Here is a 19872-nt window from a genome sequence, read left to right on the forward strand (position 1 = left end):
CGCAAAGATGCCGAGCAGGGCATACATGGCGACCTTGCCAGAGGTGCGCGGGTCTTTGGGTTCGTTCACACCATCACCCCTTGCTCTTGCGCTGCCTCGCGGCGGGTGCGGACCAGTAGCTCCATGGCGGCCATGCGGACGGCGACACCCATTTCGACCTGCTCCTGGATCACCGAGCGGTTTATGTCGTCGGCCAGCACACCGTCGATCTCGACGCCGCGGTTCATCGGGCCGGGATGCATGATGATGGCGTCGGATTTGGCGTGAGACAGCTTTTCGGGGTCAAGGCCGTAGCGGTGGTAATACTCGCGCTCGGACGGGATGAAACCGCCGTCCATGCGTTCTTTCTGGAGGCGCAGCATCATCACCACGTCCACATCTTTCAGGCCTTCGCGCATGTCCTCGAACACCTCGACGCCGAACTCCTCCATGCCTGACGGCATCAGGGTCGGCGGGCCGATCAGGCGCACGCGGTTTTCCATCTTGCCCAGCAGCAGGATGTTGGAGCGAGCGACGCGGCTATGGGCGATATCGCCGCAAATTGCGATGGACAGGCGATGCAACCGCTCCTTGGCGCGGCGAATAGTCAGGGCATCCAGCAACGCTTGCGTGGGATGTTCGTGCCGCCCGTCGCCAGCGTTCAGCACGGCGCAGTTGACCTTCTGGGCCAGCAAATCCACAGCACCCGAATGCGGGTGGCGCACGACCAGCAGGTCGGGGTGCATGGCGTTCAGCGTCAGGGCGGTGTCGATCAGGGTCTCGCCCTTTTTGACCGAGGACGCCTGCATCGCCATGTTCATCACATCCGCGCCAAGACGTTTGCCGGCGATCTCGAAACTGGCTTGCGTGCGGGTGGAGTTCTCGAAGAACATATTGATCTGGGTCAGCCCCGCCAGCGTGTCGGAATGCTTCACGTCGCGGCGGTTCAGGTCGACATACTGGTCGGCCAGATCAAGCAGGGTGGTGATTTCATCGGGGGCAAGATGTTCAATCCCTAGCAGATGCTTCGCGCGGAATGTCATGGAGGCCCTCTCGTAATTTTATCGGGTTATAAGGGGGAGCGTTCAGTCGGGCAAGGCCACCCTGCGACGGTTATGCCATTGTGGGGCCAGTGCGGCCAGACTAGGTTTACCCCCATGGAATCGGGACTGGACTTTCATACGGCCAAAGCGCTGTTGGACTGGCACGTGGACCTTGGCGCTGACGAGGCGATCGGGGACGTGCCGATCAACCGCTATGAGGTTCCCAAAGAAGCCCCGAAAGCCGCCAAGCCCGAACCTGCCGACGCCGCGCCGGTCGTGACGCAGCAAGGCCCCGACGCTGTGGGCATCGCTCGCCAGCTGGCCCAAGGCGCGCAAGATCTGGACGGGCTGAAGGCTGCGATGGCGTCGTTCCCGCATTGCGACTTGAAAAACGGCGCCCGCAATCTTGTGTTCGGCGATGGTATCGCCGGTGCGCGGGTCATGATAATCGGCGAGGCCCCCGGCCGCGAAGAGGATCAGCAAGGCAAGCCTTTCGTTGGACCGGCTGGCCAGCTGCTGGACGCGATGTTTGCTGCCATTGATCATGGTCGCGACCATGCAGAGAGCCCGATTTATATCACCAACGTCCTGCCGTGGCGTCCGCCGCAAAACCGCGACCCGAAGCCCGACGAAGTAGCGATGATGCTGCCGTTTCTGGAGCGTCACATCGCGCTCGCAAATCCGGATTTTCTGGTGTTGATGGGCAACCATTCCTGTCAGGCTTTGCTGGGGCGTAAAGGGATCACCAAAATGCGCGGCCAGTGGGACGAGGTGTTTGGCAAACCGGCGCTGCCAATGCTCCACCCTGCATATTTGCTGCGGATGCCCCATGCCAAACGCGAGGCATGGGCCGATTTGTTAAGTCTAAAGGACAGGCTGCGCGGGCGATGATCTGTGCCGTGCCTCGAAAGGAGCCCCGATGAGCCGCATTGATGAAAGCAAGGACTTTGTGCCGGTCAGGATAGCGGTGATGACCGTGTCGGACACGCGCACGCCGGACGACGACAAATCCGGAACGACGCTGGTGGACCGGCTGGAAGTCGCGGGCCACAAACTGGCCGATCGCATGATCTTGTGCGATGAGCGGGCTGAAATTGCAGCACAGCTTCGCATATGGTGTGCGAACCCTGAAATTGACGTGATCCTGACGACGGGTGGCACGGGGCTGACGGGCCGTGATGTCACCGTTGAGGCGCACCGCGATGTTTACGAGAAAGAGATCGAGGCCTTTGGTACGGTGTTCACCATCGTCTCGATGAATAAAATCGGGACATCTGCCGTTCAAAGCCGCGCCACAGGTGGGGTCTCGAACGGGACATACCTGTTTGCGCTGCCGGGTAGTCCCGGCGCGTGCAAGGATGCGTGGGACGAAATTCTGTCGCTACAACTGGATTATCGTCACCGCCCTTGCAACTTTGTGGAGATTTTTCCGAGATTGGACGAGCACAAGCGACGGAAATGACGAAACGACACGTTTAAGTCAGTGGAGTTGGACGTGCGCATGTTTGCGCTCTACATGTTATAAGTGATTTTTCGGAGCCTGATCGCCCATGCGCTTTTTCCGCCGTAGCCTTGTCGGCTTGTTTCTGATGGCCCTGACAGTGGGCCTGCTCGCTGTGGGCGGTCACACGATCTATAGCTCCCTGCAGGAGCGTTGGGCGCGGGAAGGCGTGACACGAACGGCCCGCGAACGGGTATTCTCTGTCAATGTCGTCGCACTTGAACCTGCAACCATTACCCCTGTCCTGACCAGCTTTGGCGAAGTGCGGTCCCGCCGCACGCTGGATTTAAGGGCACCGGTCGGTGGTACTGTGGTTGAACTGTCACCGGATTTCCAAGAAGGGGGCACCGTGCGCAAGGGACAGCTTCTGGCGCGTATTGATCCTGCGGATGCTCAGACCGCCGTAGACGTGTCCCGCACCGATTTGGTTGAGGCCGAGGCTGACCTGCGCGAAGCACGTAACGCTTTGGCGCTCGCACAGGACGATTTGGCGGCTGCGCAAGAACAACTGGCCTTACGTGCGCGCGCGCTCCAGCGCCAGCGCGACCTGAAAACGCGCGGTGTCGGTACTGAGGCGACCGTCGAGACGGCGGAACTTGCGGAAGCCAGTGCCAAGCAATCGGTCCTGTCGCGCCGCCAAGCCATCCAACAGGCAGAGGCGCGGGTAAGCCAGACGCAAACCCTCATCGAGCGACGCCGCATCAACCTGACGAATGCGGAGCGTTTGCTGGCAGACACCGAAGTGTTCGCAGCCTTTGACGGGCGGCTGTCCGGCGTGACTGCTACCGAAGGCGGGCTTGTCGCCAATAACGAGCAACTGGCGGAATTGATCGACCCCGATGATCTGGAAGTGTCTTTCCGTGTTTCCACCGCGCAATATGCGCGGCTTTTGGATGGTGAAGGAAAGCTTACGGTCGCGCCCGTTACCGTCACGCTGGATGTGCTTGGCACCGACCTGAGCTTTCAGGGCCGTCTGACTCGCGAGAGCGCCGCAGTCAGTGAAGGCACCACAGGACGGCTTCTGTTTGCTGAACTGACTGACACAGGCGGGCTGCGTCCCGGCGACTTTGTGACGGTTGCGATTGAAGAGCCTGCGTTGGAACGTGTGGCGGTTGTGCCGTCGGCTGCCGTCGATGCGGCTGGCACAGTGCTGGTTCTGGACGACGAAGACCGGCTGGAGAACGCAGAGGTCACCGTTCTGCGGCGGCAGGGTGATGATGTGTTAGTGCGCGCGCGCGGCTTACAGGGTCGGGAGATTGTCGCCGAACGCTCGCAACTGTTGGGGGCCGGCATCAAGGTTAAACCGCTGCGCGGTGATCGCGCGGCTCCCGAAGAGCCGGAAATGGTCGAATTGGACCAAGACCGTCGCGCCAAGCTGATTGCATTTGTTGAGGCGAACACGCGCATTCCCGACGAGGTCAAAACCCGCATGTTGGCTCGACTGGCCGAACCGCAGGTGCCTGCTGACATGATCGAGCGGCTTGAAAGCCGGATGGGAAGCTAAGCCATGAGGGATGTCATCGCATCCAAAACTGGCGGAGTGCTTTCCTACTTTACGCGCCACCGCACCGCGGCGAACCTGTTGCTGGTGATGATGATCGCGATTGGTGCAGCCGCCGTGCCGCGCATGAACACGCAGTTTTTTCCGGATGTTGTGATTGATAACGTCTCGGTCAGCGTGCAGTGGGACGGGGCTGGCGCGGACGATGTCGATGGGGCGATTGTCCAGCTGCTGGAACCTGCGTTGTTGTCCGTTGAGGGGGTGGAAAGCTCCAGCTCCCAATCGCGCGAAGGCAGCGCCAATATCAGCCTTGAGTTCGAGCCTGATTGGGACATGTCGCGTGCTGCGGATGACGTGCAAGTGGCGGTCGACAGCGTATCGAACCTGCCTGACGACGCCGAAGAGCCGAATGTGCGGCGAGGGGCGTGGCGCGACAGGGTGACGGATGTCGTCATTACCGGCCCTGTCTCCGTCGACCAGTTGGGGCGGTTTGCCGACGAATTTGTAACGCGACTGTTTGCGGCGGGTGTGACGCGGGCCACCATTCGGGGCGTGGCTGCTCCCGAAACGATTGTCGAGGTGTCCTCGCTGTCGCTGATCCGCAACGACGTCACCATGGCCGAGATTGCCGAAGCCATTCGCGGCGAGGCCTCTGCCGATCCGGCGGGTGACGTGGACGGAGCGAATGCCCGTGTGCGCACGGGGGTTGCCAAGCGCAGCGCAGACCAGATTTCAGGGATCGTTCTGCGGTCCAATGCTGACGGCTCCAAGCTGACAATTGGTGATGTGGCGAGCATTTTTGTCGAAGGAACAGACCGCGAGCGAGCCTATTTTGTGGGGGAGAACCCTGCGGTTTCCGTCAGGGTCGATCGTAGCAACCGTGGTGACGCCATTGCCATTCAGGAGACGGTTCAGAAGGTCGCGGAAGATCTGGAACTGACGCTGCCCGAAGGCACCAAAGTCGACCTGATCCGCACCCGCTCAGAGGCGATCACCGGACGCTTGAACATCCTGCTTGACAACGGGCTGGTCGGGCTTGGGCTGGTGGTCTTGCTGCTGTTCCTGTTTCTCAATGCCCGCACCGCGTTCTGGGTGGCCGCCGGTGTTCCCGTCGCGATGCTGGGGGCTATTGCGCTGATGTATGCGGCGGGCATTACCATCAACATGATCTCGCTTTTTGCGTTGATTATCACGCTCGGGATCGTGGTCGATGATGCCATCGTGGTGGGGGAACACGCCGATTTTAGGGCCTCAAGACTGGGCGAGGATCCGGCCACCGCGTCGGAAAATGCGGCGCGGCGCATGGCGCAGCCGGTGTTTGCGGCGACAATCACCACGGTAATCGCGTTCTTCGGCTTGGTCGCTGTTGGCGGGCGTTTCGGTGATCTGATCGCGGACATTCCGTTTACCGTGATCGTGGTTTTGCTGGCGTCGCTGGTAGAGTGCTTCCTGATTTTGCCGAACCACATGTCCCATGCCTTGGCCGCACAAGCGAAGCAGCGCTGGTATGACTGGCCATCGCGCACCGTAACGCGCGGGTTTGACTGGGTACGGGAGAATGTCTTCCGCCCCTTCATCGCGGGTGTAATCTGGGCGCGCTATCCGGTGATGGCAGGTGCGTTGCTTTTGCTGATGTCGCAGGCCGCGTTGTTCATTAAAGGCGACGTGACTTGGCGGTTCTTCAACGCGCCTGAACGAGGCTCCATTTCTGGCAACTTTGCCATGCTACCGGGGGCAACCCGCGACGACACCATCGAAATGATGCGCGAAATGCAGCGCGCCACTGACGAGCTGGCCGCGACATACGAGGCGGAGCACGGGCGCAACCCCATCGACTACGTGCTGGCCGAGGTCGGCGGCACCACAGGGCGCGGCTTGGCCGGACAGGAAACCAAGGACAGCGACCAGCTTGGCTCGATTGCGATCGAATTGATCGACGCCGACCTGCGGTCTTACTCCAGCTTCCAGTTCGTGGGCGAGTTGCAGGATGCGGTGCGCCGTCATCCGATGCTGGAGACCGTCAGCTTCCGAGGATGGCGCTCGGGGCCGGGCGGTGATGCGCTGGACGTGCAGATATACGGCGCAGATGCCGAGACGTTGAAGCAGGCGGCGGAGGGGTTGAAAACGGCCCTCGCCAAATTCTCGGAAGTCTCGGCGCTTGAGGATAATCTTGCCTATGACAAGGAAGAGCTGATCCTTGATTTGACTGCGCAAGGCCAAGCCTTGGGCTTCACCATCGACGGTTTGGGGCGCGTATTGCGCAACCGGCTAAATGGCATCGAGGCCGCGACTTATCCCGACGGTCCGCGTTCCGCCGCGATCCGTGTTGAACTCCCTAAAGGTGAGCTGACAGCCGATTTTCTGGAGCGGACGTTCCTGCGTGCGCAGTCCGGCGAATATGTCCCGCTAAGCGACATCGTGGCCGTTGTCCGGCAATCGGGGTTCTCCACGGTGCGGCGGGAGAACGGCATACGGCTGGTGACAGTGACGGGCGACATTTCCGAGGACGACCCCGTGCGCGCCGAAGAGATCATGGCGAGCCTGAAAGACACCATTTTGCCGATGATCGAGCAGGATTTCGGGGTGGCCACCAACATGTCCGGCTTGGCCGAACAAGAAGCGGAGTTCCTGACGGATGCCGGTCTTGGCTTCCTGTTTTGCCTGATCGGCATATATCTGACACTGGCGTGGGTGTTCTCCAGCTGGACGCGGCCCATCGTCATTATGCTGATTATCCCGTTCGGGCTTGTCGGGACAATTTATGGCCACAACGCTTGGGATATTCCGCTGTCGATGTTCACGGTGGTCGGGCTGATCGGCATGACGGGCATCATCATCAACGACTCGATTGTTCTGGTCTCGACGGTGGATGAATACGCGCAGGAACGGGGCTTGATTCCGGCGATCATTGACGGCGCATCGGACCGGTTGCGGCCTGTTTTGCTGACGACTTTGACGACGGTTCTGGGTCTTGCACCGCTCTTGTTCGAGACATCGTCACAGGCGCAATTTCTGAAGCCGACGGTGGTGACGCTGTGCTACGGGCTTGGCTTCGGGCTGGTGTTGGTGCTGCTGGTTGTTCCGTCCCTGATGGCCATGCAGGCGGATGTATCGAGGCAGGTGAAGGCACTGCGCCGCGCGGTTCAATCCGCGGGTGGCCTTCGTTGGGTGACTTTCGCACTGGTCGCTGCTGTCGTTGGGCTTTTTGCCGCGACATTGGGCAGCGCAATTTTCAGCGGCTCCCTTCCGGGTCCGCTGGCTGGCATTGGAGGGGGTGGCTCTCAGGCGTCCTTAGCGCTTCTGCTGTTTTTGGCGGGAACCGGCGTATTGCTGACAATCAGTTGGCTGGTTGCCGCGGTGGCGCATGGCACCTTGCGTCGAAAACAGACCTAGGAACAGCCGTGGATGTCGACCGCGCGTTGGGTCGTCAGAACAGTAAGTCGGACGTGGTTCAAATTCATGCGAAACGGCTTGCCACTGCGGGTGATCACCTCGGCTGTTGCGCGTAGGGTGCCACCTATGCGTGTGACGAACGGCTCGCTGATCCAAAGGCTTGGCTCTGACGCTTCGATCACCATCGCTTCGCCTTTTCCCTCCAACGGCGGCATGACCAGTTCGACGTCAATTCGTCCGCGTCCATCGCGGAAAGACACCCGGCATTGGACCTGTCGCACCATGGCCTGCGCTGGGTTGATCGGCTGCTTTCGCAAGGCCGCCGCAATTTCCTCGACGGGTGTTGTTTGCTCGGGCGGTAACATCAGGTGCAGGTCGAGCGTCACGGGAAGGCAGAATTCGTCGCAAACGCCGAAATTCAGTTGGCCCTCCGCGAAGATGGGACCATCAGAGATTGCTTGAAATGCGAGGGGCAGAACGAATTCGTTGTGATACCCGATGGAGCGCAAGCCGTTCTGGCGAAACACCTGCGGCTTTGGCCAAAGGATCGTTACATTCTCAAGGTTTTGCGACGACGACCAGTTCAACTGCGTGGGAAAGCCACCATCCCCCGGTGCGCGCCAATAGGTTTTCCAGCCGGGTGCCAGATCGAACTTGAGCGCAGCGAAATGCCGCCCACCATCAGCGCGCCACCCGTTCAGCATCGTCACTTTTACCACATCGGACGCATCATATTGCACGACCTGCGCCGTCGCAGGGGCAATCAATGCGAGGCTGGCGGCACAAGTTGCCAGGAACTGGGTAATGCGGTTGAGTGTCATTGCAACGTCGATAGCCGTTCCGAATATGACAATAAACTCACGTTTAAGCGATGCGCTGACACAAGTTGCGACCTGCGCTCTTAAGGTCGCTTGAATGAACCGCAGCTTGCCGCCAACTTGAAGGCATGAGTTTTGATTCGACCAAGCTGGCAGGCAAGCTGCTGATCGCGATGCCGGATATGGGTGACCCGCGCTTCGAGCGGTCCGTGATCTTTATGTGTTCCCACTCCGAGGAGCGGGCGATGGGGCTTATCGTCAACAAGCCCGCGCGGGATTTGAAGTTTAACGACCTGCTGAAGCAGTTGGACATCCCCGAAGCGCCGCGCTCCCGCGAGATCAGGGTACATGTTGGCGGGCCGGTGGATTACGGACGCGGGTTCGTGCTGCATTCGCCGGACTACCACAGCGACGACAGCACGATGACCATTGAAGGCGGTTACGGGCTGACCGCAACGCTTGATATTCTGGAAGACATCTCGCTGGGCGAGGGGCCGGAACGGTGCCTACTGACAATGGGCTATGCTGGCTGGGGACCGGGGCAGCTCGAAGACGAGATTCAGCGCAATGGCTGGCTGATTTGTGATGCAGACAGCGATTTGGTGTTCAAAGGTGCTAACGAGGCCAAATGGACGGGCGCGCTTGACCTGTTGGGGATCAACCCGTTGCTCTTGTCACCGGGCGGCGGCTCAGCCTGATCTTGGCGCTGCCGCACGGGTCAGGCGGTCATTTATCGCGAGGCCAAGCCCCGTCGTCGGGATCGGTGCGACGTGGATCGTGTCCGTGTCGGAGGCCAACCCGTCCATCTGACGCAACATCGCAAACAGATTGGCGGCCGCCTCGTGCAGATCACCGGAGGGCGAGAGGTTGAGCTGCCCGTCGATCGCCCCGAACCCCAACATGAAAGCACCGTCGGTTTGATTGAGCGCCACGCGGGCATTCGGGGCGTAATGCGAAACTAGCTGACCGGGCGCGCTGGGCGTGTCGGGGTTGGTGTCCTCGGCGATCGGGCTGCCCAAAGCGGCGTTCAACGCCTCTACGGGCAAGCCGCCGGGACGTAGCAGGCGAACAGGGATCGTAGCAACAATAGTGCTTTCCACGCCAACGTCGCACGGGCCGTCATCCAACACCGCGTCGATCCGGCCTGACAGGCCCGCCAACACATGCGCTGCGGTTGTAGGACTGATCTGGCCGGACGGGTTTGCCGAAGGGGCGGCGACTGGGCAGTCGGCTAGCGCAAGCAAGTCGCGGGCCAAGGGCTGTGCGGGCATCCGTATGGCGACGGTATCAAGACCTGCGGTGACGAGTGACGACAGCCCGTGTCCGTCCTTCAGGGGAAGGACCAATGACAACGGGCCGGGCCAGAACGCTTGCGCCAAAGCGCGGGCGTCATGGTCGAAATGGGCCAGCGCTTCGGCTTTTTCCATGCTGGCAACATGGACGATCAGCGGGTTGAAACTGGGCCGCCCCTTGGCGGCGTAAATGGCGGCGACGGCTGTGCCATTTCGCGCATCTGCGCCCAAGCCGTAGACCGTTTCTGTGGGGAAGGCGACAAGCTGCCCCGATTGCAACATCTTGGCGGCCTTGGCCAAATCGGCGTGGCCAAGTAAAAGCGTGTCGAGGTCGGTCATAAGGGATGGCCCAATTTTGACGTTGCGTTTTGCTTGATGCCTTGGCGTCGGAGCGGCACAGTGAACGGTATTGATGATGGACCCCTTATCTGATCCGACGGCCCGTTGCAAAGCCGTGTGACACCTATTCGAGGACTGAATATGCCTTATCGTGCCCCTGCCGCTGACTACCAATTCCTGCTCGACCATGTCGTCGGGTTCGACGAGGTCGCTGCAACCGAACGTTTTGCGGAGGCGACACCGGACATGGTTTCGGCAATTCTTGATGAAGCCGCCAAAATGTCGAACGAGGTCCTTGCGCCGTTGAACCGAAATGGCGACCTACACCCCGCCAAGCTGGAAAACGGTGTCGTGCGGACATCACCGGGGTTTGCGGACGGCTACAAGGCCATCGCGGAAGGTGGCTGGATCGGCATGGCCGCCAGCCCCGAATATGGCGGCATGGGGTTGCCGTTCTCCATCCAGAATGCGGTAAACGAAATGATGGGCGGTAGCTGCCTTGCGTTGCAGCTGAATCCGCTGATGAGCCAAGGCCAGATCGAAGCGCTTGAGCATCATGCGTCCGACGCGATCAAGGACCTTTACCTACCGAAGCTGATCTCGGGCGAATGGTGCGGCACCATGAACCTTACAGAGCCACAGGCGGGATCTGACGTGGGCGCGTTGAAGTCGAAGGCCGAGGACAATGGCGACGGCACTTACGCGATCTCCGGTCAGAAAATCTACATCAGCTGGGCTGATAACGACTTCAGCGAGAACGTGTGCCACTTGGTGCTGGCCCGTTTGCCTGACGGCGTGCCGGGCACGAAGGGCATTTCGCTGTTCATGGTCCCCAAACTGATCCCCGACGAGAACGGCAAACCCGGCGTGGCGAATTCGCTGAAAGTGGTGTCATTGGAACATAAAATGGGCCTGCACGGCTCGCCGACTGCTGTGATGCAATATGACGGAGCAACTGGCTGGCTGGTGGGCAAGCCCCATGGTGGCATGGCGGCAATGTTCACCATGATGAACAACGCCCGCGTTGGCGTCGGCGGGCAGGGTATCGCGGTGGCTGAGGCTGCTTATCAACATGCGCTTTCTTATGCACAGGAGCGCAAGCAGGGCAAAGCGGCAGAGGGCGAGACGATCTTGGGCCATGCCGACGTGCGCCGGATGCTGGCGCAGATGAAGGCGGATGTGTTCGTGGCCCGCGCGATTGCAGCGGCCTGTGCGGCGGCGATTGATATGCAAACGGCCACAGGCGCCCCTGAATGGACTGCCCGCGCCGCCTTGCTAACACCGATCGCCAAGGCGTTCGGCACCGACACCGGTATCGAGGTCGCGCAACAAGGCATTCAAGTCCATGGCGGCATGGGCTTCATCGAGGAAACCGGTGCTGCGCAATACCTGCGCGACGTGCGGGTGACGGCGATTTACGAGGGCACAAATGGCATTCAGGCGATGGACCTTGTGGCACGTAAAATGATGGACGGCGGCGAGGCCGCTTATGCCCTGATCGACGAGATCGAGGCTTATGCAGAAAGCTGCAAAGCAACGATGCCGGAGCTGGCTGGCCCTGTATTCACTGCAGCTGAAACCCTGCGCGAAACCACCGAATGGTTGGTTGAGCAGGAGTTGAATGACCGGTTTGCAGGCGCTGTTTCCTATCTGCGTATGTTTGCGCGTGTTCTGGGGGGCTACTACCACCTCTGTGCTGCGAACGCTGCGGGCTTGGACGGTGCGCGCGGGCGTTTGGCGACAATCTACATTCAGCGCCTTTTGCCGGAGCATGGAAGTCTGGCTGATCAAGCGCGCCAAGGGGCAGATGACCTATATGCCTTGAGCGAAGAGGATTTGGTGGCTTGAGCGAAACGCTCCGCTACCCGTTCCCCGATATCCCCGCAGAGGGCGAAGCGATAGAGGTCGCGGAAGGCATCCTTTGGATGCGTCTGCCGCTGCCGATGAAGCTGGACCACGTCAATATCTATGCGTTGGATGACGGGGATGCGTGGACGATTGTGGACACAGGGTTTCATTCCAAACGCGGCGTGGCGATTTGGGAAAAGCTTCTTGTCGGGCCGCTGAAAGGCAAGCCGGTCCGCCGCGTGATCGTGACCCATCACCATCCCGACCATATCGGCATGGCGGGTTGGTTCCAGTCCGAACATGGTTCGGAACTGGTGACAACGCGCACTGCATGGCTCATGGCGCGGATGCTGGTGCTGGACGAGCAGGATCGTCCAACAGCGGAATCCCTACAGTTCTGGAAACGCGCCGGTATGGAGCCTGCGATTTTTGCGCAACGGGCAGCTGAGCGACCATTCAATTTTGCCGATTGCGTTGCGCCAATGCCGCTTGGATATCGACGTGTCCGTGAAGGTGACATGCTGAGTGCAGGCGGTCGGGACTGGACAGTGCGCATGGGCAATGGCCACGCTCCGGAACACGCGACCTTGTGGGCGGATGGCGTCGTATTGGGCGGCGACCAGTTGCTGCCGTCAATCAGCCCGAACTTGGGCGTTTACCCGACCGAGCCGGAGGCCGATCCCGTTTCAGACTGGCTGGAGGCCTGCGAGCGGTTGGGAGCTTATGCCATGCCGGAGCAGCTGGTTCTGCCCGGCCACAAGCTACCGTTTACCGGCCTGCCGCTGCGGATGCGGCAACTGATCGACAACCACCACGGCGCGTTGGAGCGGCTATTACAACACCTCGACACACCCAAAACCGCTCATGAGTGTTTCCTGCCGCTGTTCAAGCGCGAAATTCGTGGCGGCGAATACGGGTTGGCTTTGGTCGAAAGCGTGGCGCATTGTGCTCACTTATATTTGGCTGGACAAGCGACCCGGTCTTTGCGCGAAGATGGGGCATATGTTTACCAGCGCAAAGGGGCCTGACTTATGGACGACAAAATCGAGACCACTGCAGAGGTGGTTGAAGCCTCTGCATTGCGCCGGGCGGGTGTCGTTCACGTAAATGACTGTAGCCCGACGCCCGAAGAAGAGCCGCTCCCCGAGTCGATGTGCAAAACGCCGATAGAGCAGAAATCACCAGCGGAATGGGCTTACGAGCGGATAATCCTCTACATCAAGAATTTCGAGGAAAAGCTCGATAACGACCATGAGATTGCGATGGGCTTCGTGGGGGGCGACACGGGCGTCATGCGCATCGAGGGGATCGGATTCTATGCACCTGATGTCATTACTTTTTATGGTGCGGATTTGGGCGGCGCACGGACACAACAAATCCAGCATGTCAGCCAGTTGAACGTGCAATTGCGGGCGCTGCCCAAGCATGTGGATCAGCCCGAACCTAACCGCATTGGGTTCAGGCTGGCGGAAGTTCTGGAAAAAGCATGACCTTTCCTGTGTCCGCGGCCCCCTGACGCGTGACAGCGGTGAGAGAATCCGCTACTTCACCCCAAACGCCAACAACGGAGAAGACCAATGGCTGAGCACAAACATGGCTCCATGGATACCAGCGACCACGAAAAGACCTTCGCGGGTTTCGTGAAATTCACCACATACGCGGTCATCGGCATCCTGATCTTTCTGGTTCTGCTGGCGATGGTGAACGGGTAATCCGATCACAAATGAAACGATTGTTTTTATCATTGTGGCTGGTTGCTTTTTTAGCAGCCTGCGGCGCTGAACCTGTTTGGGCGCCGGAAGAAGAAGTCCGTGCCAAGGCCTACCGGCACAACGGCCCGTCTTCGATTACTTTGATCACAGTGATAAACAACCGGTCTGGTGCGGGTGGCCATACGGGCCTGCTAATTAACGGGTCTCAACGGGTCGTTTGGGATCCGGCAGGCACATGGTGGAGCCCTAACGCGCCAGAACGCAATGACCTGCACTACGGAATGACCGACCGCATGGTCGACGTTTACGTGGATTACCACACCCGTGAGACCTACCACACAGTGCTGCAAGAGCTTCAGGTTTCGCCCGAAGTCGCAGAGCAGGCGATCAAAGAAGCGGCTGGCTACGGCGCGGTTTCAAAAGCATCCTGTTCGCAATCAACCAGCGCCATTCTTGGCCGGTTGCCTGGATTTGAGAGCATCAAATCTACGTTTTTCCCCGTGAAGACGATGGAAGCCTTCGCCAAGTTCCCGGGCGTCAAAACCCGCAAGGTGTATGACGACGATCCTGACGACAATTCTGCCAAACTTCCGGGCGGCGCATAAGCGCAAAGCCAAACTCACAGATTTTGCACATTCCAGATCGCTAAAAGGCAGTCATGGAAGGGCATTGTCGAGCTGTGAGGGGGGGGTAGTTCCGGCCTGCGGTTACGCGGTGCCAGTGGGTATCCTGCTGTCTACCCGTTGAGGCGTTGTTGCGCTTGCTCCCAAAAAAAACAAACCCCCGCGGCTTGCGCTGCGGGGGTCGTTATTCTTGTGCTGAAAAGTCGGGGTCTACCCGCCGTTTTCGCGCTGGAGCTTCTTACGAGCCAGCTTGCGGGAACGGCGAATTGCTTCGGCTTTCTCGCGTGCTTTCTTCTCAGACGGCTTTTCGAAATGTTGCTTGAGCTTCATTTCCCGAAAAACGCCTTCACGCTGAAGTTTCTTCTTCAGAGCGCGGAGAGCCTGATCGACGTTGTTGTCGCGAACGCTTACCTGCATGTGGTGTCACCACCTTCCTAGGTTAGATTTTGCAAGATTGCAGGAAGTGGCGATATAGCAAAGCCGCTCTAACTTGTCTACCAAGGAAGTATGCACCCGAAAGGAGCCCGCTATGGAAGACCTGAAGACCAAAATCCTTGACGCAAGCCTGCCGCACGTCGCCTTTGACGGCTGGTCGAAAGAGACATTCGACGCAGCAATTGAAGACTGCGACATTGATCCGGGGTTGGCGAAGTCGATATATCCGCGCGGGGCTCTGGATCTGGCAATTGCGTTCCACAAGCGGGGCGACGCGCAGATGGTGGCACGCCTGAAATCGGAAAACCTGATGTCGATGCGGTTTCGCGACCGAATCGCGGCTGGTGTGCGTTACCGCTTGGAAGCAGCAGCCGTAGACAAGGAAGCGGTGCGCCGCGGCTCTGCGCTGTTCGCCTTGCCAATGAATGCGGCCGACGGTGCCAAGCTAATATGGGGCACCGCTGACGCCATTTGGACGGCCTTGGGAGACCAATCCAAGGACCACAACTGGTACACGAAACGCGCGACACTCTCGGCTGTCTATGGTGCAACTGTGTTGTTCTGGTTGGGTGACGAAAGCGAAGATCACGCGGCGACCTGGGAGTTTCTTGACCGACGCATCGACAACGTGATGCAATTCGAGAAGGTTAAAGCACAAGTGAACGCGAACCCCGTGGCCTCCAAGCTGATGGCAGGGCCGAACTGGCTGTTGTCGCAACTCAAGGCGCCGGGGTCCGGGTTTGATTCAGACCTGCCCGGCCACACTAACTCTAAATAAGGACTGCTTATGTCGCTTCCAGAAATGATGCGGGTTGTGGAGATCACCAAGCCCGGCGCGCCAGAGGTCCTGCAACCGGCGATGATGCCGCTTCCCAGCCCACGCTATGGCGAGGTGCTGATCAAGCTGGCCTATGCAGGCGTAAACCGGCCTGACGCGCTACAGCGCGCTGGCATGTATGATCCGCCGAAAGGGGCCTCGCCCCTTCCCGGGCTAGAGGGCGCGGGGATTATCGCAGCCCTTGGAGATGGAGTATCCGGTTTGAGTGTCGGGGACGAGGTTTGCGCGCTGCTACCGGGTGGTGGCTATGCCGAATATGTCCGGACGCCTGCCGCGCATTGCCTGCCTGTTCCGTCGGGGTTGAGCATGTCTCAAGCAGCAGCGCTGCCAGAGACATTCTTTACGGTTTACTCCAACGTGATCATGCGCGGTGGCCTGCAAGCAGGGGAGCGGTTCTTGGTGCATGGTGGATCTTCCGGCATCGGGACCACGGCCATTCAACTGGCGAACGCCATGGGCGCACGCGTTTTCACGACCGCCGGATCGGATGAGAAATGCGACGCCTGTTTGAAGCTGGGCGCGGAGCAGGCAATGAACTATCGCAACGTTGATTTTGTCGAGGTGATGAAAGCCGAAGGTGGAGCAAACCTGATCCTTGATATGGTCGGCGGAGACTACCTTCCGCGGAACATACGCGCGTTGGCGGATGACGGACGGTTGGTGCAAATCGCGTTTTTGCAGGGCCCGAAGGTCGAGCTGAACTTTGCCCAGGTTATGATGCGACGCCTGACCATCACAGGCTCGACCTTGCGCCCGCAAAGCGATCTTGCGAAGGCGCGGATAGCTGAGGAGCTGAAGCACAAGGTTTGGCCGCTGATCGAAGCGGGCCGCATTGCGCCGGTTATGGATAGTGAGTTTGCTTTGGATGACGCCGCAAAGGGGCATGCGCACATGGAAAGCTCTGCGCATATCGGAAAAATCGTGTTGAAGGTTTGAAAAATTAAGCCGGGTCGGGGGCGACCCGGCTTGAACCGCCTAAATCTTTGGTTGCCCAAAGAGCTACAAAACTCGTGACCATTCCTGACAGTAGATGCCAAGTTCCAGATATAAGTGACGCGCTATACCCGAGCGCAAATTTCACCAAATCCGGCGTTTAAAAAAACAATGATTCCTTCCCCCAGGAAGTAACGCACAGGTATGGAATACCATACCTGACGATAAAATAATAAGGGCGAATTTGGAAACAATAGGTTTTTGGTAACCTTCCGATAAGCGCGAAACCTAAAATATTGTATATTTTCAGCGAATTGGAGCGAATAGCGCGTCTTTCATAGAGCAGTCTCTATTTACATCTTTTCCGCAGGTTCTAGGTTCCAGATCCTTGTTCAGGCAGAGGCGCACCTCCTGAATACGGCGATTCTTGCAGGTTATTGTGATCATATCCGGAGACAATCGCGGGTTTGATTCTAGAAATGCTTCCTCAATTACCTTTGCGGGCAATTTGACGGGGTCCTTGAGCTTTCGAAACACCGCAGGACGGGTAAGCGACGCATAGGCTCGGCGCGAAATCTCGAAATACGCGTCAGATGACAGTCCCGAGCATCGCCCGTGCTTTTTCCATTGATGCCAAGCAAGCCCCCCTGACCCCATGATGTCAGCCATGGCTTTGGTCTGCCCGCGGGAAGGATCACGTTCCACGGTGCGGCAATAGGATGGCCAGCCGCGCTCGTTCTGGGGCCAAAGCCCGTGAAGTGTCCAGCCGAAGTCGTGCCGGTCATCGCATTGATCCGCCCCGCGTGCGTCGCCTTCCAATGCGCACCATGTGGGCGACCAGCTGAGCGAAAGGACATAGTAGTCAAACCTACCGGCGCGCTCTCCTTCGGCCCATAGCGGTGCCCCCCAGATCAGCAGGCCAAGTAACAAGATGCGCATTTTCTCTTCCCCTACGATCAATCCGCCCCTATATAGCGTCCAAGTTCCCCAACATCACGAACTTGTTCCAAACGGAACAGCCCCTAAGCCGGGTGACGGGGAAGATGTGTCCGCAGATGCGGCAATTAGGAGAAAGCAAAATGGCACTACCCATTATGGCGAAAGCCACCGCCGTCTGGCTCGTGGACAACACCACATTGACCTTCATTCAAATCGCTGAATTTTGCGGCCTGCACGAGCTGGAAGTTCAAGGCATTGCAGACGGCGATGTGGCGCAAGGTGTGAAGGGGTTTGACCCGATTGCGAACAACCAGCTGACGCAAGAAGAAATCGACAAGGCCGAGGAAGATAAGAAATACCGCCTCCAGCTGAAATACAACGCTGCTGCCGAGGGTGAAGAAGTCCGCCGTGGCCCGCGCTATACGCCGCTGTCAAAGCGTCAGGACCGCCCCGCGTCGATCCTGTGGTTGGTGAAGTTCCACCCCGAATTGTCGGACGGTCAAGTGTCCAAGCTGGTCGGGACGACCAAGCCAACGATCAACGCGATCCGCGAGCGGACGCACTGGAACATCTCGAATATCCAGCCGATTGATCCGGTTGCCTTGGGCCTGTGCAAACAGTCCGAGCTGGACGCCGCTGTGCAAAAGGCCAATGCCAAGCGCCTGAAAGAGGGCACCGCCCTGTCCGACGAGGAGCGCCGCAAGCTCGTTTCCACCGAGCAATCGTTGGGGCAAGCGCCCGAGCCTGAGCTGCCTACAGCGATTTCGGGTCTGGAGACATTTACCTTGTCTGGCAATGACGATGCGGACGAGGAAGAGGATGACAACCTGCTGGTGGATGCCGACAGCCTGTTCAACCTGCCAGACGCGCCAAGCGCGGATGAAGACGACGATTGATCTTATTTAGCGATGCTGACGATTGCGCCGCTGCCCTATGGGTGGCGGCGTTTTTCGTGGTGGCTTATGTGCCGGTAAACAGAGTGTCGTACTGATCGCGCAGAATGTTTTTTTGCACCTTGCCCATCGTGTTGCGTGGCAACTCGTCCAACACCACCAGCTTGCGGGGGAGTTTAAACTTCGCGAGTGACTGGCTTAAGGTGTCCAGTATTCCGTCCAGATCCGGAGATTGGTCTGCTTGGGGGATGATGACCCCCAACACGGTTTCGCCAAAATCTGGGTGTGGCACTCCGATCACCGCGCTTTCCGCGACACCGGGCTGCTCGTCGAGAACCAGCTCAATTTCCTTCGGATAGATGTTGTAGCCACCCGAGATTATCAAATCCTTGTTGCGACCGACGATGTGCACATAGCCGTCAGAATCGACCTTCCCAAGATCGCCAGTGATGAAGTAGCCGTCGTCACGAAGCTCGGCGGCAGTCTTCTCCGGCATGTGCCAGTATCCCTTGAACACATTGGCCCCACGTACCTCAATCTGGCCAATCTCGCCTTCTGGAAGCGTTGCACCATTTTCAGGGTTGGTGATTTTCAACTCTACGCCGGGCAGGGGGAAGCCCACCGTGCCCGCGCGCCGGTCGCCGTCATAAGGGTTGGACGTATTCATGTTGGTTTCGGTCATGCCATAGCGTTCGAGGATTCGGTGACCGGTACGGTCCTCGAACTGGACATGCGTTTCCGCCAGCAACGGGGCGGAGCCGGACACAAACAGGCGCATATGCTGGGTTAGGTCTCGCGTGAAGCGGGCGTCGGACAGCAGCCGTGTGTAGAAGGTCGGAACGCCCATCAGGGTGGTTGCATCGGGCAACAGGTCTATCATCTCGTCGGTGTCGAACTTCGGCAGGAAGATCATGCTGCCACCTGCGACTAGCGTCACGTTGGTCGCCACAAAAAGCCCGTGCGTGTGGAAAATCGGCAAGGCGTGCAGCAAGACGTCGTTGGCGGTGAAGCGCCATTCCTCAACCAGAGTTCGGGCATTTGACAGCAGGTTGTCCTGCGTCAGCATTGCCCCTTTGGAACGGCCGGTCGTACCGGATGTGTAGAGTAACGCCGCCAGATCATCGGAGTTGCGGTCCACCGTTGCAAACTCCCTTGGCATCGAGGCGGCTTTCGCCATCAGGCTACCGGACCCGTCGCCGTTCAGCGTTTCAACCTGCGCGCCCAAGCGCGAAGCCAAGGTGGCTAGCTTCTCTTGGTTCGCGCCATCACAGACGATTAGCGCCGCGCCGCTGTTCTCGATGAAATAGGTCAACTCTTCGACGGTGTAGGCGGTGTTCAAGGGCAGGAAGATCAATCCGGCTTGGACGCAGGCAGCATAAAGGGCAAGCGCCTCTGGGGATTTCTGGACTTGCACAGCGATCCGGTCACCCGCTTTCAAGCCGATCAGCGCGGTGAGTGACGCGATGCGTGCGGCCGTGGCGAGGAAATCCGTGTGGGTGATAATTGTCCCGTCAGTGAGGTGCAAAAAGGGTGTGGGCTGTCCGGCGTGAATCCCGAAAAGTTCGTCGTAAAGTGGATTTGCCATCATGTTTCCTTTCGCGCGGCTACCGCCGATGGGGATCGAACACCAAATGCCTGCACCTCTGCTGCGGCTGCAACCATTTTCCGAAATTTACCCACTAGGGCTGCGCCCCGCATTGGCATGTCTGGCGACGGGCAACAGGCCAATTTGGGCGCAAAACTCCGGCCATGTCAGAAACTTGTTGTGAGACTCAGGTAATCCGT

19 protein-coding genes are annotated in these 19872 nt (G+C 59.0%); 13 read left to right on the forward strand and 6 right to left on the reverse strand.

The genetic code is table 11. The annotated features are described in order from the left end of the window. Positions 1-65: 65 nt before the first annotated feature. Positions 66-1022, reverse strand: coding sequence for an aspartate carbamoyltransferase catalytic subunit (locus BDE40_RS14005; RefSeq protein WP_134015520.1), 957 nt, complete (start codon positions 1020-1022; stop codon positions 66-68). Positions 1023-1136: 114 nt separating this feature from the next. Between BDE40_RS14005 and BDE40_RS14010 the strand changes: the two genes are divergently transcribed. From BDE40_RS14010 to BDE40_RS14025, 4 genes are all read left to right on the forward strand, one after another. Then, the gene (locus BDE40_RS14010) at positions 1137-1913 is read left to right on the forward strand and encodes a uracil-DNA glycosylase (protein ID WP_134015522.1); all 777 of its coding nucleotides are present in this window, start codon (positions 1137-1139) and stop codon (positions 1911-1913) included. 28 nt (positions 1914-1941) lie between these two features. Next, positions 1942-2484 carry a molybdenum cofactor biosynthesis protein B gene (moaB, locus tag BDE40_RS14015; protein ID WP_134015524.1) on the forward strand — a complete coding sequence of 181 codons (543 nt, stop codon included), beginning with the start codon at positions 1942-1944 and terminating at the stop codon, positions 2482-2484. 88 nt (positions 2485-2572) lie between these two features. Then, positions 2573-4027, forward strand: a complete 1455-nt coding sequence (locus tag BDE40_RS14020; protein WP_134015526.1) for an efflux RND transporter periplasmic adaptor subunit — start codon at positions 2573-2575, stop codon at positions 4025-4027. Between the two features lie 3 nt (positions 4028-4030). Then, positions 4031-7417 carry an efflux RND transporter permease subunit gene (locus BDE40_RS14025; RefSeq protein ID WP_134015528.1) on the forward strand — a complete coding sequence of 1129 codons (3387 nt, stop codon included), beginning with the start codon at positions 4031-4033 and terminating at the stop codon, positions 7415-7417. On the opposite strand, the gene BDE40_RS14030 is transcribed toward BDE40_RS14025, so the two are convergent. Then, positions 7414-8238, reverse strand: a complete 825-nt coding sequence (locus BDE40_RS14030) for a protein-disulfide reductase DsbD domain-containing protein (RefSeq protein ID WP_134015530.1) — start codon at positions 8236-8238, stop codon at positions 7414-7416. The genes BDE40_RS14025 and BDE40_RS14030 overlap by 4 nt on opposite strands. A 125-nt stretch (positions 8239-8363) precedes the next feature. Between BDE40_RS14030 and BDE40_RS14035 the strand changes: the two genes are divergently transcribed. Then, positions 8364-8933, forward strand: coding sequence for a YqgE/AlgH family protein (locus BDE40_RS14035; RefSeq protein WP_134015532.1), 570 nt, complete (start codon positions 8364-8366; stop codon positions 8931-8933). On the opposite strand, the gene BDE40_RS14040 is transcribed toward BDE40_RS14035, so the two are convergent. Then, positions 8925-9866: an L-threonylcarbamoyladenylate synthase gene (locus BDE40_RS14040; protein WP_134015534.1), complete on the reverse strand. Its 942-nt coding sequence runs from the start codon at positions 9864-9866 to the stop codon at positions 8925-8927. The two genes, BDE40_RS14035 and BDE40_RS14040, sit on opposite strands and share 9 nt — an antisense overlap. 141 nt (positions 9867-10007) lie before the next feature. Between BDE40_RS14040 and BDE40_RS14045 the strand changes: the two genes are divergently transcribed. From BDE40_RS14045 to BDE40_RS14065, 5 genes are all read left to right on the forward strand, one after another. Further along, on the forward strand, positions 10008-11714 hold the full coding sequence (locus BDE40_RS14045; RefSeq protein ID WP_134015536.1) for an acyl-CoA dehydrogenase: 1707 nt from the start codon (positions 10008-10010) through the stop codon (positions 11712-11714). Then, a complete protein-coding gene (locus tag BDE40_RS14050) occupies positions 11711-12742 on the forward strand; it encodes an MBL fold metallo-hydrolase (protein WP_246030458.1) in 1032 nt (343 codons plus the stop codon). Before BDE40_RS14045 ends, BDE40_RS14050 begins: the two co-directional genes overlap by 4 nt. A 3-nt stretch (positions 12743-12745) precedes the next feature. Then, on the forward strand, positions 12746-13204 hold the full coding sequence (locus tag BDE40_RS14055) for a DUF6173 family protein (RefSeq protein ID WP_134015538.1): 459 nt from the start codon (positions 12746-12748) through the stop codon (positions 13202-13204). 87 nt (positions 13205-13291) lie between these two features. After that, positions 13292-13426, forward strand: a complete 135-nt coding sequence (locus BDE40_RS14060) for an aa3-type cytochrome c oxidase subunit IV (RefSeq protein WP_073145064.1) — start codon at positions 13292-13294, stop codon at positions 13424-13426. An 11-nt stretch (positions 13427-13437) separates the two neighbouring features. After that, entirely contained in the window at positions 13438-14031 is a 594-nt protein-coding gene (locus BDE40_RS14065) for a hypothetical protein (protein WP_134015540.1), read from the forward strand. Positions 14032-14259: 228 nt separating this feature from the next. Here the strand turns inward: BDE40_RS14065 and rpsU are convergent, their stop codons facing one another. Then, the gene (gene rpsU, locus BDE40_RS14070) at positions 14260-14466 is read right to left on the reverse strand and encodes a 30S ribosomal protein S21 (protein WP_073145071.1); all 207 of its coding nucleotides are present in this window, start codon (positions 14464-14466) and stop codon (positions 14260-14262) included. 112 nt (positions 14467-14578) lie between these two features. On the opposite strand from rpsU, the gene BDE40_RS14075 reads away from it, so the two are divergent. Together BDE40_RS14075 and BDE40_RS14080 are read left to right on the forward strand one after the other, a co-directional pair. Continuing rightward, on the forward strand, positions 14579-15262 hold the full coding sequence (locus BDE40_RS14075) for a COQ9 family protein (RefSeq protein WP_134015542.1): 684 nt from the start codon (positions 14579-14581) through the stop codon (positions 15260-15262). Positions 15263-15271: 9 nt separating this feature from the next. Next, on the forward strand, positions 15272-16258 hold the full coding sequence (locus BDE40_RS14080; RefSeq protein ID WP_246030459.1) for an NAD(P)H-quinone oxidoreductase: 987 nt from the start codon (positions 15272-15274) through the stop codon (positions 16256-16258). Positions 16259-16561: 303 nt separating this feature from the next. On the opposite strand, the gene BDE40_RS14085 is transcribed toward BDE40_RS14080, so the two are convergent. After that, positions 16562-17194: a ribonuclease T2 family protein gene (locus tag BDE40_RS14085; RefSeq protein WP_134015544.1), complete on the reverse strand. Its 633-nt coding sequence runs from the start codon at positions 17192-17194 to the stop codon at positions 16562-16564. A 140-nt stretch (positions 17195-17334) separates the two neighbouring features. On the opposite strand from BDE40_RS14085, the gene BDE40_RS14090 reads away from it, so the two are divergent. Beyond that, positions 17335-18090 (forward strand): DUF1013 domain-containing protein, encoded by a 756-nt coding sequence (locus BDE40_RS14090; RefSeq protein WP_073145080.1) that lies wholly within the window; start codon positions 17335-17337, stop codon positions 18088-18090. 64 nt (positions 18091-18154) lie between these two features. Here BDE40_RS14090 and BDE40_RS14095 read toward each other — a convergent pair whose 3' ends face one another. Further along, positions 18155-19672, reverse strand: a complete 1518-nt coding sequence (locus BDE40_RS14095; protein ID WP_134015545.1) for a malonate--CoA ligase — start codon at positions 19670-19672, stop codon at positions 18155-18157. Positions 19673-19872: the final 200 nt, after the last annotated feature.

It is taken from the genome of Litoreibacter halocynthiae, from assembly GCF_004365635.1.
Lineage (GTDB): Bacteria > Pseudomonadota > Alphaproteobacteria > Rhodobacterales > Rhodobacteraceae > Litoreibacter > Litoreibacter halocynthiae.

Bases quoted from the DNA above. Each gene is read 5' to 3' on its own strand.
- BDE40_RS14085 (WP_134015544.1), bottom strand. From the start codon at position 17,194: ATGCGCATCTTGTTACTTGGCCTGCTGATCTGGGGGGCACCGCTATGG.
- BDE40_RS14095 (WP_134015545.1), bottom strand. From the start codon at position 19,672: ATGGCAAATCCACTTTACGACGAACTTTTCGGGATTCACGCCGGACAG.
- BDE40_RS14075 (WP_134015542.1), top strand. From the start codon at position 14,579: ATGGAAGACCTGAAGACCAAAATCCTTGACGCAAGCCTGCCGCACGTC.
- BDE40_RS14090 (WP_073145080.1), top strand. From the start codon at position 17,335: ATGGCACTACCCATTATGGCGAAAGCCACCGCCGTCTGGCTCGTGGAC.
- BDE40_RS14040 (WP_134015534.1), bottom strand. From the start codon at position 9,866: ATGACCGACCTCGACACGCTTTTACTTGGCCACGCCGATTTGGCCAAG.
- BDE40_RS14060 (WP_073145064.1), top strand. From the start codon at position 13,292: ATGGCTGAGCACAAACATGGCTCCATGGATACCAGCGACCACGAAAAG.
- BDE40_RS14035 (WP_134015532.1), top strand. From the start codon at position 8,364: ATGAGTTTTGATTCGACCAAGCTGGCAGGCAAGCTGCTGATCGCGATG.
- BDE40_RS14020 (WP_134015526.1), top strand. From the start codon at position 2,573: ATGCGCTTTTTCCGCCGTAGCCTTGTCGGCTTGTTTCTGATGGCCCTG.
- BDE40_RS14055 (WP_134015538.1), top strand. From the start codon at position 12,746: ATGGACGACAAAATCGAGACCACTGCAGAGGTGGTTGAAGCCTCTGCA.
- BDE40_RS14030 (WP_134015530.1), bottom strand. From the start codon at position 8,238: ATGACACTCAACCGCATTACCCAGTTCCTGGCAACTTGTGCCGCCAGC.
- BDE40_RS14080 (WP_246030459.1), top strand. From the start codon at position 15,272: ATGTCGCTTCCAGAAATGATGCGGGTTGTGGAGATCACCAAGCCCGGC.
- BDE40_RS14005 (WP_134015520.1), bottom strand. From the start codon at position 1,022: ATGACATTCCGCGCGAAGCATCTGCTAGGGATTGAACATCTTGCCCCC.
- rpsU (WP_073145071.1), bottom strand. From the start codon at position 14,466: ATGCAGGTAAGCGTTCGCGACAACAACGTCGATCAGGCTCTCCGCGCT.
- BDE40_RS14010 (WP_134015522.1), top strand. From the start codon at position 1,137: ATGGAATCGGGACTGGACTTTCATACGGCCAAAGCGCTGTTGGACTGG.
- BDE40_RS14045 (WP_134015536.1), top strand. From the start codon at position 10,008: ATGCCTTATCGTGCCCCTGCCGCTGACTACCAATTCCTGCTCGACCAT.
- moaB (WP_134015524.1), top strand. From the start codon at position 1,942: ATGAGCCGCATTGATGAAAGCAAGGACTTTGTGCCGGTCAGGATAGCG.
- BDE40_RS14065 (WP_134015540.1), top strand. From the start codon at position 13,438: ATGAAACGATTGTTTTTATCATTGTGGCTGGTTGCTTTTTTAGCAGCC.
- BDE40_RS14025 (WP_134015528.1), top strand. From the start codon at position 4,031: ATGAGGGATGTCATCGCATCCAAAACTGGCGGAGTGCTTTCCTACTTT.